Annotated in this window: 15 protein-coding genes and 1 pseudogene; 12 read left to right on the top strand and 4 right to left on the bottom strand. The window is 65.4% G+C overall.

The window, feature by feature from the left end; genetic code table 11:
• The first annotated feature begins 122 nt into the window (after positions 1 to 122).
• The 5 genes from ACIBG0_RS13690 to ACIBG0_RS13670 all read left to right on the top strand — a co-directional run bounded on the left by ACIBG0_RS13690 (position 123) and on the right by ACIBG0_RS13670 (position 3,737).
• Complete coding sequence (locus ACIBG0_RS13690) at positions 123 to 488, top strand: YidH family protein (protein WP_397032301.1); 366 nt, start codon at positions 123 to 125, stop codon at positions 486 to 488.
• Entirely contained in the window at positions 485 to 793 is a 309-nt protein-coding gene (locus ACIBG0_RS13685) for a DUF202 domain-containing protein (RefSeq protein WP_397032299.1), read from the top strand. The genes ACIBG0_RS13690 and ACIBG0_RS13685 overlap by 4 nt, the downstream gene beginning before the upstream one ends.
• A 48-nt stretch (positions 794 to 841) precedes the next feature.
• Positions 842 to 2,737 (top strand): alkyl/aryl-sulfatase, encoded by a 1,896-nt coding sequence (locus ACIBG0_RS13680; protein ID WP_397032297.1) that lies wholly within the window; start codon positions 842 to 844, stop codon positions 2,735 to 2,737.
• Between the two features lie 76 nt (positions 2,738 to 2,813).
• On the top strand, positions 2,814 to 3,179 hold the full coding sequence (locus tag ACIBG0_RS13675) for a hypothetical protein (RefSeq protein WP_397032295.1): 366 nt from the start codon (positions 2,814 to 2,816) through the stop codon (positions 3,177 to 3,179).
• 396 nt (positions 3,180 to 3,575) lie between these two features.
• A complete protein-coding gene (locus ACIBG0_RS13670) occupies positions 3,576 to 3,737 on the top strand; it encodes a hypothetical protein (RefSeq protein WP_397032293.1) in 162 nt (53 codons plus the stop codon).
• Positions 3,738 to 3,756: 19 nt separating this feature from the next.
• Here ACIBG0_RS13670 and ACIBG0_RS13665 read toward each other — a convergent pair whose 3' ends face one another.
• From ACIBG0_RS13665 to ACIBG0_RS13655, 3 genes are all read right to left on the bottom strand, one after another.
• Positions 3,757 to 4,275 carry a DUF1990 family protein gene (locus ACIBG0_RS13665; RefSeq protein WP_397032292.1) on the bottom strand — a complete coding sequence of 173 codons (519 nt, stop codon included), beginning with the start codon at positions 4,273 to 4,275 and terminating at the stop codon, positions 3,757 to 3,759.
• A 132-nt stretch (positions 4,276 to 4,407) separates the two neighbouring features.
• Positions 4,408 to 4,953, bottom strand: a complete 546-nt coding sequence (locus ACIBG0_RS13660) for a M23 family metallopeptidase (protein ID WP_397032290.1) — start codon at positions 4,951 to 4,953, stop codon at positions 4,408 to 4,410.
• Between the two features lie 6 nt (positions 4,954 to 4,959).
• Positions 4,960 to 5,607 (bottom strand): hypothetical protein, encoded by a 648-nt coding sequence (locus tag ACIBG0_RS13655; protein ID WP_397032288.1) that lies wholly within the window; start codon positions 5,605 to 5,607, stop codon positions 4,960 to 4,962.
• Positions 5,608 to 5,972: 365 nt separating this feature from the next.
• Between ACIBG0_RS13655 and rpsB the strand changes: the two genes are divergently transcribed.
• From rpsB to ACIBG0_RS13630, 5 genes are all read left to right on the top strand, one after another.
• Entirely contained in the window at positions 5,973 to 6,806 is an 834-nt protein-coding gene (gene rpsB, locus ACIBG0_RS13650; protein WP_364341686.1) for a 30S ribosomal protein S2, read from the top strand.
• A gap of 175 nt (positions 6,807 to 6,981) precedes the next feature.
• On the top strand, positions 6,982 to 7,806 hold the full coding sequence (gene tsf / locus ACIBG0_RS13645; RefSeq protein ID WP_062993452.1) for a translation elongation factor Ts: 825 nt from the start codon (positions 6,982 to 6,984) through the stop codon (positions 7,804 to 7,806).
• Between the two features lie 246 nt (positions 7,807 to 8,052).
• A complete protein-coding gene (gene pyrH / locus ACIBG0_RS13640) occupies positions 8,053 to 8,781 on the top strand; it encodes a UMP kinase (protein WP_364341682.1) in 729 nt (242 codons plus the stop codon).
• Between the two features lie 49 nt (positions 8,782 to 8,830).
• Complete coding sequence (gene frr / locus ACIBG0_RS13635; RefSeq protein WP_397032287.1) at positions 8,831 to 9,388, top strand: ribosome recycling factor; 558 nt, start codon at positions 8,831 to 8,833, stop codon at positions 9,386 to 9,388.
• A gap of 653 nt (positions 9,389 to 10,041) precedes the next feature.
• Positions 10,042 to 10,908, top strand: coding sequence for a phosphatidate cytidylyltransferase (locus ACIBG0_RS13630; protein ID WP_397032285.1), 867 nt, complete (start codon positions 10,042 to 10,044; stop codon positions 10,906 to 10,908).
• Positions 10,909 to 10,983: 75 nt separating this feature from the next.
• Here ACIBG0_RS13630 and ACIBG0_RS13625 read toward each other — a convergent pair whose 3' ends face one another.
• Positions 10,984 to 11,346 carry a lipopolysaccharide assembly LapA domain-containing protein gene (locus ACIBG0_RS13625; RefSeq protein WP_397032283.1) on the bottom strand — a complete coding sequence of 121 codons (363 nt, stop codon included), beginning with the start codon at positions 11,344 to 11,346 and terminating at the stop codon, positions 10,984 to 10,986.
• Positions 11,347 to 11,528: 182 nt separating this feature from the next.
• Between ACIBG0_RS13625 and rlmN the strand changes: the two genes are divergently transcribed.
• Both rlmN and ACIBG0_RS13615 read left to right on the top strand, forming a co-directional pair.
• Positions 11,529 to 12,638 carry a 23S rRNA (adenine(2503)-C(2))-methyltransferase RlmN gene (gene rlmN, locus ACIBG0_RS13620; protein ID WP_397032282.1) on the top strand — a complete coding sequence of 370 codons (1,110 nt, stop codon included), beginning with the start codon at positions 11,529 to 11,531 and terminating at the stop codon, positions 12,636 to 12,638.
• A gap of 181 nt (positions 12,639 to 12,819) precedes the next feature.
• A pseudogene (locus ACIBG0_RS13615) lies at positions 12,820 to 12,936 on the top strand (2-hydroxy-3-oxopropionate reductase); the annotation flags it as partial.
• Positions 12,937 to 12,969 lie beyond the last annotated feature (33 nt).

Genomic DNA, 12,969 nt, shown 5'->3' with positions numbered 1-12,969 from the left:
TGACCATGCCGGTAGTTAACCTGACGTAGCGGAGCGTTCGTATGCGGCAGGAAACCGACCAGCGATGGAGAGGTGCCCGTGAATTCCGACGACGACCATGGCGCAGTCCGAGCCGAGGCGGCATGACCCTCCCCAACCCCGCCGAGGAATCCGAGGACGGGGAAGACGAGATCGACTATCGCTTCACCCTCGCAAATGAACGCACCTTTCTGGCCTGGATGCGCACCTCGCTCGGTCTGCTTGCGGGCGGTGTCGCGGTGCACACACTGGTGCAGCCGTTGCGGATGTCGGGATTGCGCCGCACGCTCGCGATGAGCTGCATCGTGCTCGCCGTGATCATCGCGGTCGGTGCGTACGCGCATTGGCGGCGCGTCGGTCGGGCCATGCGAAGCGGTGAACCGCTACCCGACACGATCATGGTGCCGATTCTGTCGGCGGGTATCGCCGTGGTGTCGGTATTCGCGTGCGTGGTGGTGTTGTTCCGATGAATGCCAGGACTTTGGCCGCCGAACGCACCGCATTGGCGTGGCGGCGCACCGCCGTTGCCGCGATGGTCGTCGCGGCGCTTTTCCTCAATCATTCCGCGATGCACGGGTGGCGCGCGGTCGCCCTCGCACCGACCGGCGCGGCGATCACCATGGCGGCCGTTGCTGTCCTGTCTTTTTCACGCAATCGCGCCTTGCATCAGGGGCGTTACGGCCGTGGCGGGGGCGCCATTGCCGCGACAGCGCTGGCGGTGCTGGCCGTCGCATGCGTCGCGGCCGCAATAGGTTTTTCGGATTCACGGCCCTAATGCGTTGCGGGCTGGACATCTTCGGCGGACAACCACAGGAGGATGGATATGAGCACTGCGACCGAGCCGAGCGAATTCATCGTCGCCGAGCAGCAACGAGCGCGTGGCGCACTGCCCACTGATACGGCCGATCTCGCGGATGCGGACCGCGGCTTCAAAGCGGCACTCGAGCCCGGAGAGGTTCGCGCGTCGGATGGGAAGTTGGTGTGGGACAACGACTCCTACGGTTTTTTGCAGGGAAGCTGCCCTGCGTCGGTCAATCCGAGCCTGTGGCGGCAGTCCGGTCTGGTTGTCAAGCAGGGGCTGTACGAGGTCGCGGCCGGTATCTACCAGATCCGCGGGCTCGACCTGTCGAATATGACGCTGATCGAGGGCGACACCGGCGTGCTCGTGATCGATCCACTGATCTCGGCGGAGACCGCTGCGGCGGGCTTGGCGCTGTATCGCGCGCACCGGGGCGATCGACCGGTGACGGCATTGATCTACACCCATTCGCACGCCGACCATTTCGGCGGTGCGATGGGTGTGACGACGGTCGACGACGTCGCGGCGGGCCGCTGCCCGGTGCTCGCACCGGCCGGATTCCTCGAACACGCGGTTGCCGAAAACATCTATGTGGGAACGGCGATGGGACGTCGATCTGCCTATATGTACGGCGCCGCGCTGCCACGCGGGCCGAAGGGCCAAGTCGGCGCGGGTCTCGGACAGACCACCTCGCTCGGCACGATCACCTTGATTCCGCCGACGGTGGATATCACCAGCACTGGTCAGGAAGAAACGATCGACGGGATCCGGATCGTCTTCCAGCTCACCCCGGGCACCGAGGCGCCCGCCGAGATGAACTTCTACTTCCCCGATATGCGCGCGCTGTGCATGGCCGAAAACGCCACGCACACAATGCACAACCTGCTGACACTGCGTGGCGCGCTGGTGCGTGACCCGCGCGTGTGGGCCAAATATTTGACCGAGTCGATCAATCTGTTCGCCCGTAATTCTGACGTGGTCTTCGCCTCACATCACTGGCCGACCTGGGGAACCGATCGGCTGGTGGAATACCTTTCGCTGCAACGAGACCTGTACGGCTATCTGCACGATCAGACGGTGCGCAGGCTCAATCAGGGCAATCTGGGTGCTGAGATCGCCGAGATGACGGAGCTGCCACCGGCCATCGCCGATGCGTGGCATACGCACGGGTATTACGGCTCGGTCAGCCACAATGTCAAGGCCATCTACCAGCGGTACATGGGGTGGTTCGACGGTAATCCGGCGCATCTGTGGGAGCATCCGCCGGTCGAATCCGCGCGGCGCCATGTGGAATTCATGGGCGGTGCCGAGGAGGTGCTGCGCAAGGCGCAAACCGCTTACGACGCGGGTGACTACCGGTGGGTCGCGCAGGTCGTCAACTACGTCATCTTCGCCGACCCGGCCAACGAGGCGGCGAAAACATTGCAGGCCAACACCTTCGAGCAACTCGGCTATGGCGCGGAGAACGCCACCTGGCGCAACTTCTACCTCAGCGGAGCATATGAGCTGCGCAACGGCTCGTTCGGCACGCCGACGACGAATGCGCCCACGATGGTCGAGGCGCTGACCGTCGAGCAGATCTTCGACGCGATCGCGCTGCGCATCGACGGACCGAAGGCGTGGAATCTGCGCGTGGTGATCGACTGGCACATTACCGACGAAAAACGCACCTACCGCCTCGAACTGCGCAACGGCCTGATGGTCCACTACGACAAGCCCGACGGCGCCGACTTACCCGATCCGGACGCGTCTTTCACCTTGACGCGGGCGATTCTGATTCGGGCCTTGTTGATAGGCGGAAATCTCGGCGCACTGGTCGCCGCGGGCGATATCGCCGTTGCCGGGAATCCCAGCGGGCTGAACGTGCTGGTCGGTGTGATCGACGCGCCGGATCCGAACTTCGCCATCGTCACCCCGTGAGATTGTGCCGCGACTTCGTGTGCTGATCGACTAAACCGCTCGACCTGCGAGGTCCCGGCACGTATGGTCGGCGACCATGTCCACGGATGCCATCGACAATTCCGTACCTCTGCGTGAGCGCCTCCGCATCGCCCTGTCCGCTGCGATGAAGACCCGCGACCGCACCGCGATCTCCGGACTGCGCTCAGCCCTCGGCGCCATCGATAATGCCGAAGCCATCGATACCGCGGACATCGCGGCCGGTGCCATCGAGAACAGTGCGGTCGGACTCGGTGCCGCCGAAGCTCGCCGCCGCGATCTCACTGAGGCCGATATCGAACAGATCGTCCGTGCCGAAATCGCCGACCGGCAGCAAGCCGCCGCCGAATACGACACTCTCGGACGCTCCGATCACGGCGACCTGTTGCGCGCCGAAGCTGCCGCACTCGAGGCACAGCTCTAGTACCCGACGAGGCCCTCTCGACCGTGCCGACATATGGGAGTGAGGGGTTGGGTGGCGCCCGAGCAATTCGTCGTCGCATGCGGTATCTGACGTCGAGTGTTGTTGTGCGTGTGGGGATGGGGGGCGGACGTGTGGTGGTGGCTGAGCGTTCGTCGTCGTCGGATGCGCTACCTGACGCCGAACGCTGTTGTGCATGCGGGGATGGAGCGTGACGCTTGGGTGGTGGCTGAACGTTCGTCGTCGCATGCGGTATCTGACGTCGAGTGTTGTTGTGCGTGTGGGGATTGGGGGGTGACGTCTGGGTGGTGGCTGAGCGTTCATCGCCGCACGCGGTAGCCGACGCCACACGCTCTTGCACATGCGGGGGTCGGAACGCGACGCCTGGATGGCGGCCGAGTGATTCATCGTCGCTCCGCTTTCGTGCTGCTGCCCATCGAGGCAATCGCGCTGCCCGGCGTGGATCTCGCGCATCGGCATGCCGGGGTGCGCTGGGCCAGGTGCGCAGTGGAATTGCGTGCGGCGAATTCGGTCATGCTGCAGTGGAATCCGCTGTCCTGAGCCGGTCGTTTGCGGATCCTCAGGCGGAGGTCGGGAGCGTATCGATGTACTTTCCGGCGATGATCCGCTGGATGGCTCGTACCACGGGTCCGCCGAGCCGGACGTACCAGGCCCCGGGCCGGGAGAAGGCCGTCACCAGGCCATAGACGACATCGTCGGTCGGGTCGTATTCGACAGCGAATAGTTCCTCGCCGATCTCCGGATGTCCGGGCAGCGTGCCGTAGGCAAAGCCGCGCCGGTCGGGTTCGTCGAGGACGTACACGACCCGGCACGGTGCCGTGATACCGACCGGTCCAAGGCCCAACCGCACCGTCAGCCGCGTCCCCGGCTCCGCGGTCGGCGTGTCTGCCTCCCGAAAGATGCCGGTGCCCTTCTGCATTCGATACGTCAGGATCTCCGCACCCGCGCGCTCGAACAGCGCCCGCCCGGATCCGATGCGGCGGCGCAGCCGAAACCGGTGATAGCCCGCAGGAAGCACCTCCTTCGTCGCGCCGACCTCGGTATAGGTGAACGGCGGATCTCCGAGCGCATATCCCATAACCCGATCCTCGTCCGGGAACCGCCACGACGGAAGTGCGCCCGCCGAACCTGCTACTCGGCCGGGTGCATCAGATGTCCGTAGCGTGGAGATCTCTAGCTGGGGCGGTTCCTCGACTGCGGGGGGAGGAAGTCAAGTCACCGGCTTGAGTCGCAGGGGAGTGGAGTGCAGGAGTCCGAGTGGATCGATGTACTCACGGCGGCTGTGCCCACTCTCGTCTCGTCTCGCACCCCAATGCAGGCACGCCGCCGCCCCGCAACCTTCGTGTCCTGCCTCCACGGTGCCGATTCGCGCTCCACGTGCAACTCGTAGGCCCACCGAGACCTCGGCTTGTACCGGCTCGTACGTCGTTCGAAGACCACCGGGGTGGTCGATCGACACAACTGGTTTGCCCGCGACCCTTCCCGCGAAGACCACGATTCCCGCACCGGCCGCGAAAACCGCCTGCCCCGGTGTACCCGCAAGATCGACCCCGCGATGCCCGGGTAGCCAGTCCTGCGCGGGTCTGTCGAATTGCCGCTCGACCGCAGGTCGCGGTTGCATCGGCCAGCCGAACTCTTCGTGCGGAGCAGCCGAAACAGACTGCTCCGCAACGAGTCCGAGCAGAGCGATGATCCCGAGAACGATCGAAATCAGTCGCCGATGATAGATACCGCCGACCCTGCCGAGGCGATTCATCCGAGATCAGCGCGTCAGCGGGAGCGGAGCCTGCTTAACCGAACTCAGCAGCCGCGACAGCAGATCGCAGAGAACCCGCGGCAAGGAACTCGCCGACCCGGTACCGCCCCCACGCGCGATATCGATGGTGAGCGGCGTAGCACCGTCGTCGAAGATCTGCGTCTGCGCCCCGCCTCCCGAACGCATGTCGAATGCACTACCCACATCGAGCATGTCGGGTGTGTGGTCCACGCGGAGTGCGTCGGGTGCGATGTTGCCCCGGGCTGCATCCGGCGCGACGTTTACCGGCTGCGAGTCAGGCGTGACATTTACGCCAAGCGCACCGGGCGCGATGTCCACCCGGGCTGGACCCGGCGTGATTCTCGAACCCAGCACGCTAGGCGCGACATTCACAACGAGCGGCGCAACCCGAAGCGGATCCGGCACCCGAGCCAGTCCGCGACCCGCCGGACATGCCGAACCCGTGCACTCCCCGATCACGACCTCCATCCCCGGGAAACCGCCATCAAGCCCATCGGTTGCCAGAGAACCCCAAGGCAGCACCGCAGTAGCAGCGCCGTTCGATGGTGCTGCCGAAACCGGCTGCGCCAGAACCAGTGACAGCAGGAACAGCGGTGGGATGAGCATGGTTATCGAGATTGCTATGCGATTCATGCTTCAAGCGTCGGCCGCACACGGCGCCCGCGGGCCCCGGCTTCGGCGAGTGTGGACAATTTGCTCGGTTGTGGAGATGACTCGTTTCGATCCATGACAGGGCGATTTAGAAACTGACCCCCTCAGCCCGTAGACTGGTCGAGCGGTCTGTGCCTGCACGGACCGACTTCGCGCGCCACCCTGTGCTTGTTCGTAACGGCGCTGTTCGAACCGGAGTTCGACTTCGTGACTCGGCAGTGCATGCGGAGCAGGGAATCATCGGCTGGTCCTGATCCTCGCGATCGGGTCCGATGATTCGGAGGCGCCAGGGCGGCGGATCACCGATTCGCCGCGGCAACCGGCAACGAAAGAGAGATACGCACACCATGGCTGTCGTAACAATGAAGCAGCTGCTCGACAGCGGCGCACACTTCGGACACCAGACCCGGCGCTGGAACCCGAAGATGAAGCGGTTCATCTTCACCGACCGCAACGGCATCTACATCATCGACCTGCAGCAGACGCTGACCTACATCGACAAGGCCTACGAGTTCGTCAAGGAGACCGTCGCCCACGGTGGCACCGTCCTCTTCGTCGGCACCAAGAAGCAGGCGCAGGAGTCGATCGCGGCCGAGGCGACTCGCGTCGGAATGCCCTACGTCAACCAGCGTTGGCTGGGTGGCATGCTCACCAACTTCTCCACCGTGCACAAGCGCCTGCAGCGCCTCAAGGAACTCGAGGCGATGGAGCAGACCGGTGGCTTCGAGGGTCGCACCAAGAAGGAAATCCTCATGCTCACGCGTGAGATGAACAAGCTGGAGCGCACCCTCGGCGGTATCCGCGATATGGCCAAGGTGCCCTCGGCCATCTGGGTCGTCGACACCAACAAGGAGCACATCGCCGTCGGCGAGGCGCGCAAGCTGAACATCCCGGTCATCGCGATCCTGGACACCAACTGCGATCCCGACCTGGTCGACTACCCGATCCCGGGTAACGACGACGCGATCCGTTCCGCCGCTCTGCTGACCAAGGTCGTCGCCTCCGCGGTGGCCGAGGGCGTGCAGGCGCGGGCCGGTATCTCCTCCGGTGACGAGAAGCCGGAAGCCGGTGCGGGCGAGCCGCTCGCCGAGTGGGAGCAGGAGCTGCTCGCGCAGGCCGCCCCCGCCGCGAGCGAGGCCGAGGCTGCCGCCGAGGCCCCCGCCACCCCGGCCGACGCCTGATCGTCGCAGTGCTTGATGGCGATGGCGGCGGGGCCTGCGTGGTTACGCAAGCCACCGCCTCCAGCCCGTCGCCATCATCGCCGAGCGTCTGTTCACCTTGCCGACCTCTCCTGAACAGGAGCGGTCGGCAAGGTGGTGTTACCACCCGAAACAACACACAGGAGGATCGCCACCCATGGCGACATACACCGCCGCTGACGTGAAGCGGCTGCGGGAGCTCACCGGCTCCGGGATGATGGACTGCAAGAATGCGCTGGTCGAGACCGACGGCGATTTCGACAAGGCCGTCGAGGTGCTGCGCATCAAGGGTGCCAAGGATGTCGGCAAGCGTGCCGAGCGCGCCACTGCTGAGGGTCTCGTCGCCGCCAAGGACGGCGTGCTGATCGAGATCAACTCCGAGACCGACTTCGTCGCCAAGAACGCCGAATTCCAGGGTCTGGCGGACAAGATCGTGACCGCCGCCGCGGCCGCCAAGCCGGCCGACCTGGACGCCCTCAAGGCGCTGGACCTGGGCGGCCAGACCGCCGACGATGCACTGCAGGCGCTGGCCGCCAAGATCGGCGAGAAGCTCGAGCTGCGTCGGGTCGCGTCCTTCGACGGCCCCGTCGCCGTCTACCTGCACAAGCGGGCCACCGATCTGCCGCCGGCCGTCGGCGTGCTGGTCGAGTACCAGGGCGAGGGTGACGCCGCCGCCGAGGCCGCGCGTGCGGTCGGCATGCAGGTCGCCGCGCTCAAGGCCAAGTACCTGACCCGCGAGGATGTACCGGCCGACGTGGTGGAGAACGAGCGCCGCATCGCCGAACAGACCGCCAAGGAAGAGGGCAAGCCCGAGGCCGCGCTGCCGAAGATCACCGAGGGCCGCGTCAACGGCTTCTTCAAGGATGTCGTTCTGCTGGAGCAGGCGTCGGTCACCGATTCGAAGAAGACCGTGAAGGCGCTGCTGGACGAGGCCGGTGTCACCGTGACCCGCTTCGCCCGCTTCGAGGTCGGCCAGGCCTGATAACGCCCGTGAACCCCTCGTGCTCCGGATACGGTGTACGGGGGGTTTCGGCTGTCCGGACGTTATCCGTTCATCCGCAATTCCTCAGCCTGACCGGGCGAGTTCGTTGCGTCCGAGGGGGTCTTCTACCCACATCGAATCCGAGTAGGGCAGGATAAGGGCGCTCCGTATTGAGCTTCCGCGTTGCCATCCGGCCCACGTGCTGTGTCGACAGACCGAAACTATCGCCGAAGGAGACGAACACCCATGACCGACCCCGGGACGGACCGCCCAGGATATCGCCGGGTGCTCCTCAAATTGGGTGGGGAGATGTTCGGCGGCGGCAAGGTCGGGCTCGACCCCGATGTGGTGCAGACGGTCGCCGAGCAGATCGCCGAGGTCGTCTCCAGCGGTGTTCAGGTGGCCGTGGTGATCGGCGGCGGTAACTTCTTCCGCGGCGCCGAACTCGAGGAGCGCGGTATGGAACGCGCCCGTTCGGACTATATGGGCATGCTCGGCACCGTGATGAACAGCCTTGCGCTGCAAGACTTTCTGCAACAGCAGGGCGTCGACACCCGCGTGCAGACCGCGATCACCATGGGCCAGGTGGCCGAACCTTATCTGCCGCTGCGCGCCAAGCGGCATTTGGAAAAGGGCCGCGTTGTCATCTTCGGCGCGGGCATGGGCATGCCCTACTTCTCCACCGACACCACCGCCGCCCAGCGCGCACTGGAGATCGACGCCGATGTAGTGCTGATGGCAAAGGCCGTCGACGGGGTCTTCACCGCGGATCCCCGGGTCGACGAGAGCGCGACCATGTACACCGAAATCACGCATAAAGAGGTCATCGAGCGTGACCTGAAGGTCGCCGACGCGACGGCCTTCAGCCTGTGTATGGACAACCAGATGCCCATGCTGGTGTTCAATTTGTTGACGAAGGGCAATATCGCCCGTGCGGTCGCCGGTGAGAAGATCGGCACATTGGTTCGGTCCTGACCCCGCGCCCGCGGATCATGACGATGACGACGCTGTGGAGGAAACGGTCGTGATTGAAGAAGCGCTCTTCGACGCCGAGGAGAAGATGGAGAAGGCCGTCTCGGTGGCGAAGGACGACCTCGGTTCCATCCGTACCGGTCGGGCGAATCCGGGGATGTTCCAACGGATTGTCATCGACTACTACGGTTCGCCGACCCCGATTACCCAGGTGTCCAGCATTTCCGTGCCCGAGCCGCGGATGGTGGTGATCAAGCCGTACGAGCAGTCGACGCTCGGCGCGATCGAAACCGCGATCCGCAATTCCGATCTCGGTGTCAACCCGACCAACAACGGTGACATCATTCGGATCTCGGTCCCGCAGCTCACCGAGGAGCGGCGCCGTGAACTGGCCAAGCAGGCCAAGGGTAAGGGCGAGGACGCCAAGGTCTCGATTCGAAATGTCCGCCGCAAGGCCATGGACGAACTGTCGCGGATCCAGAAGGATGGCGAGGCGGGTGAGGACGAGGTCGGGCGCGCCGAAAAGGAGCTCGACAAGACCACCGCGAAATATGTCGGCCAGGTCGATGAACTGGTCAAGCACAAGGAAGCTGAACTGCTCGAGGTCTGAGGTCCGAGGCCGGATCTTGCGGGCCCGCCCGGGCGGGGGACGAACGGAACGACGAGTTGAGCGACGGGACAATCGTGGCCGAGAACGCCGCCGCGACCGGTGCGGCCGAGGAGCCGAGGCCGGGCAACGGCACAGTTGATGCGACGGACGGGCGCGCGGTCGACGCCGCGATTCCCGAAGCCGCACCTCCCGAACCCGTGCGCACCGACTCCGCGTCGTCCGAGGCTGAGAGCTGGGGATCCTCGACGCCTGTGGCCTCGACCGGTCGGCCCGCGACTCCGGGAGACGCGACTGCCGTACCATCGGGACCGACGACTCCCGGCCTCGCGGCCGTTGGGCCTGTGACATGTGGACGTGCGGCCGATGGGCCCGCGGCCCCTGGGCGTGCGGCCGGTGGGCCCGCGGCCCTTGGGCGTGCGGCCGATGGGTCTGCCACTTCTGAATCAGCTGCCGATGGGCCCGCGACACCCGGATCCGCGGCTAACAGTTCCGCGACGCCCGGATCCGCGGCTAACAGTTCCGCGACGCCCGGATCCGCGGCTAACAGCCCCGCGACTCCAGGAACCGCCACCGATGGCCCCTCGACCTGGGAACCGGCGACGCCCGGCTCCGAAAGCGACGCATCCGCGATCTCCGAATATTCGACCGCCTCAGTGAATCCCGCTGTCCAACAAGAGAACTCGGCGGAACCACCAGCCCCCGCCTCGCGCGCCGGCCGCAATCTGCCCGCCGCTTTGGCCGTCGGCTTCGGTCTCGGTCTGTCGCTCATCGCGATTCTGCTGTTCGTACCGAAGGTATTCATCGGCGTCGCGGCCGCGGGAGTCGGTGTGGCCACCTGGGAGGTCGCCAAGCGGCTGCGGGAGGCGGATGTCCTGGTCCCGCGGATTCCGCTCATCGTTGGTGGTCAAGCGGTGTTCTGGCTCGGCTGGCCGTGGGGTGCCAGCGGTGTGGCGGGCGCCTTCGCCGCGACCACGCTGATCTGTATGGTGTGGCGTCTTTTCGATCACGGCTTGCAGACGGCGCCGCGAAACTTCTTGCGCGATACCGCGATCACGATCTTCACCCTGGCCTGGATCCCGCTGCTCGCGTCGTTCGCGACGCTGCTGCTGCTCGAGCCCGACGGCAATCTGCGGGTGCTGACCTTCATGATTCTGGTGGTTTGCTCCGATGTGGGCGGCTACGTCGCGGGTGTGCTGTTCGGGAGGCATCCGATGGTGCCCGCGATCAGTCCGAAGAAGTCCTGGGAGGGCTTCTGCGGTTCGCTGGTGTTCAGCGTAATCGGCGGCCTGCTCACGGTCACCCTGCTGTTGGAAGCCAATTCGATGATCGGCGTGGTGCTCGGCGTCGGCCTGGTATTGGTCGCGACCGTGGGTGATCTGATCGAATCCCAGGTCAAGCGGGAATTGGGCATCAAGGATATGGGCACCTTGCTGCCCGGCCACGGCGGCATCATGGACCGCCTCGATTCGATGCTGCCCTCGGCCTTCGTGTCCTGGTTGGTGCTGTCCACTTTGATCTGAGTCAGCGTCCATTCTCGAGCTGAATCCGCGGGATCCCGCGGAATCGACGAATGGGCGGTGCGTGCGAACCGCGTACTATCGCTTGGCCGCCCGCCGAAGCTGAATGATCCGCACCCCGCCGACCAGTGCCATCACCAGCGCGCCCGCGATCACCGACAGCAGCACCAGGATGCCGACCGGTAGGGAGAAGCTCCAGAAGAACAGATCCACCCGTTGTTGTTCGAGGTTCTGCAGGATGAAGATCAGCAGCACGATCCCGATCAGCGTCGCGGCGACCAGGGCGACCCAGGTGTCACCGGTCCGGCTCTTTCCCAGCGACTTGCGACCGGTCGGCTCCACCGTCCGACGGTCGGTCGGCTCGACCGTTTCACGCCCGGTCGACGCAGGTGCGACATCTCCGGTGCGCTCCGGCTCGGACGACTCGGCGTGACTGGTCATACTTCGATCATTACCGATCGCTATCGCTGGTGCACGCATTTCTACGCGGTGACCGGTATGTCGTTATGTCGATGCACGCGGCCGCTCACCGAGTTGATCGGACGTGACCTTCGTCGCGTCGGGCGTCGTGATGGTCACCTTCGGTCCGGTCCGCACACCCAGGATGGGACACTGGAAGGACTATGACCGTTTCGCTGCCCCTCGTCTTCGATGCTCCGCGCCGTGGCATGCCGCCGCGGCACCTCGCCGACCTCGATGCCGACGGGCGCAAGGTCGCGGTCGAGGAACTCGGTCTGCCGAAGTTCCGTGCCGATCAGATCGCGCGCCAGTATTACGGCCGTCTGCAAGCCGATCCGGAGCAGATGACCGACCTGCCCGCCGCGGTGCGCGAAAAGATCGGCGCGGCGCTGTTTCCGCCGCTGATGTCGGTGGTCAAGCATGTCGCGTGCGATGGCGGCGAGACACGAAAGACCCTGTGGCGCGCGGGCGATGGCACCCTGCTCGAGAGCGTGCTGATGCGTTACCCGGACCGCGCCACGTTGTGTATTTCCAGCCAGGCAGGCTGCGGTATGGCGTGCCCGTTCTGTGCCACCGGCCAGGGCGGCCTTAATCGCAATCTTTCTACCGCAGAAATTGTCGACCAGGTCCGTGCCGCTGCCGCGGCCATGCGCGATGGCGAGGTGTCGGGCGGTCCGGGCCGCCTGTCCAATATCGTCTTCATGGGTATGGGCGAGCCGCTGGCCAACTACAAGCGAGTGGTCGCCGCGGTTCGCCGCATTACTTCACCCGCGCCCGATGGCTTCGGTATTTCTCAACGCAACGTGGTCGTGTCCACCGTCGGCTTGGCTCCGGCCATTCGCAAGCTCGCCGACGAGGACCTCTCGGTCACTCTCGCGGTGTCGCTGCATACGCCCGATGACGAACTGCGCGACACCCTGGTGCCGGTGAACAACCGCTGGGCCGTCGCCGAGGTCCTCGATGCCGCCCGCTACTACGCCGACAAGAGCGGCCGTCGGGTGTCCATCGAATACGCGCTGATCCGCGATATCAATGACCAGCCGTGGCGCGCGGATATGCTCGGCGCCAAGCTGCACAAGGCCCTTGGCTCCCGTGTGCACGTCAATGTCATCCCGCTGAACCCAACGCCGGGCAGCAAGTGGGATGCCAGCCCGAAACCCGTTGAGCAGGAATTCGTTCGGCGCGTCAACGCCCAGGGCGTCCCGTGTACAGTGCGCGATACGCGGGGCCAGGAAATCGCCGCCGCCTGTGGGCAACTCGCTGCCGAAGGTTAGATCGTCCGGGGCGAGGACCCCGGGATGAGGGCACTTGGTCGCTGCGGTCGGTCGAATTGGCCGACATCGTGATCCAGCTGCGCGCGTTGCCGGGCTGGCGTAGGGGTCCGGCGGCCGCTGCCAGCTGGGGGTCGCAATTACTCGAGCCGATCGTCGCAGCTGAGCGGTCACGGCCGCCAACCAGCTTGTCGTCGGCGGCGCCTACGCCCTGGTAGCCGAGGCTATCCTGCTGATGGAGAACCTGGGCGCGGATGCCGAAAAGGGCTTGGACGTGCTGGCGGGCGGACTCGCGGGCAGCAAGATCCGCGAACTCGAGCGTGCGTCCATGCGG

Source organism: Nocardia sp. NPDC050630, from assembly GCF_044457245.1.
Lineage (GTDB): Bacteria > Actinomycetota > Actinomycetes > Mycobacteriales > Mycobacteriaceae > Nocardia.
This window is presented reverse-complemented; position numbering and strand designations above follow the sequence as displayed.

Coding starts and splice junctions, on each gene's coding strand:
- pyrH (WP_364341682.1), top strand. CDS start 8,053: ATGACCGACCCCGGGACGGACCGCCCAGGATATCGCCGGGTGCTCCTC.
- ACIBG0_RS13680 (WP_397032297.1), top strand. CDS start 842: ATGAGCACTGCGACCGAGCCGAGCGAATTCATCGTCGCCGAGCAGCAA.
- ACIBG0_RS13660 (WP_397032290.1), bottom strand. CDS start 4,953: ATGAATCGCCTCGGCAGGGTCGGCGGTATCTATCATCGGCGACTGATT.
- rlmN (WP_397032282.1), top strand. CDS start 11,529: ATGACCGTTTCGCTGCCCCTCGTCTTCGATGCTCCGCGCCGTGGCATG.
- ACIBG0_RS13665 (WP_397032292.1), bottom strand. CDS start 4,275: ATGGGATATGCGCTCGGAGATCCGCCGTTCACCTATACCGAGGTCGGC.
- ACIBG0_RS13675 (WP_397032295.1), top strand. CDS start 2,814: ATGTCCACGGATGCCATCGACAATTCCGTACCTCTGCGTGAGCGCCTC.
- ACIBG0_RS13685 (WP_397032299.1), top strand. CDS start 485: ATGAATGCCAGGACTTTGGCCGCCGAACGCACCGCATTGGCGTGGCGG.
- tsf (WP_062993452.1), top strand. CDS start 6,982: ATGGCGACATACACCGCCGCTGACGTGAAGCGGCTGCGGGAGCTCACC.
- ACIBG0_RS13625 (WP_397032283.1), bottom strand. CDS start 11,346: ATGACCAGTCACGCCGAGTCGTCCGAGCCGGAGCGCACCGGAGATGTC.
- rpsB (WP_364341686.1), top strand. CDS start 5,973: ATGGCTGTCGTAACAATGAAGCAGCTGCTCGACAGCGGCGCACACTTC.
- ACIBG0_RS13690 (WP_397032301.1), top strand. CDS start 123: ATGACCCTCCCCAACCCCGCCGAGGAATCCGAGGACGGGGAAGACGAG.
- ACIBG0_RS13655 (WP_397032288.1), bottom strand. CDS start 5,607: ATGAATCGCATAGCAATCTCGATAACCATGCTCATCCCACCGCTGTTC.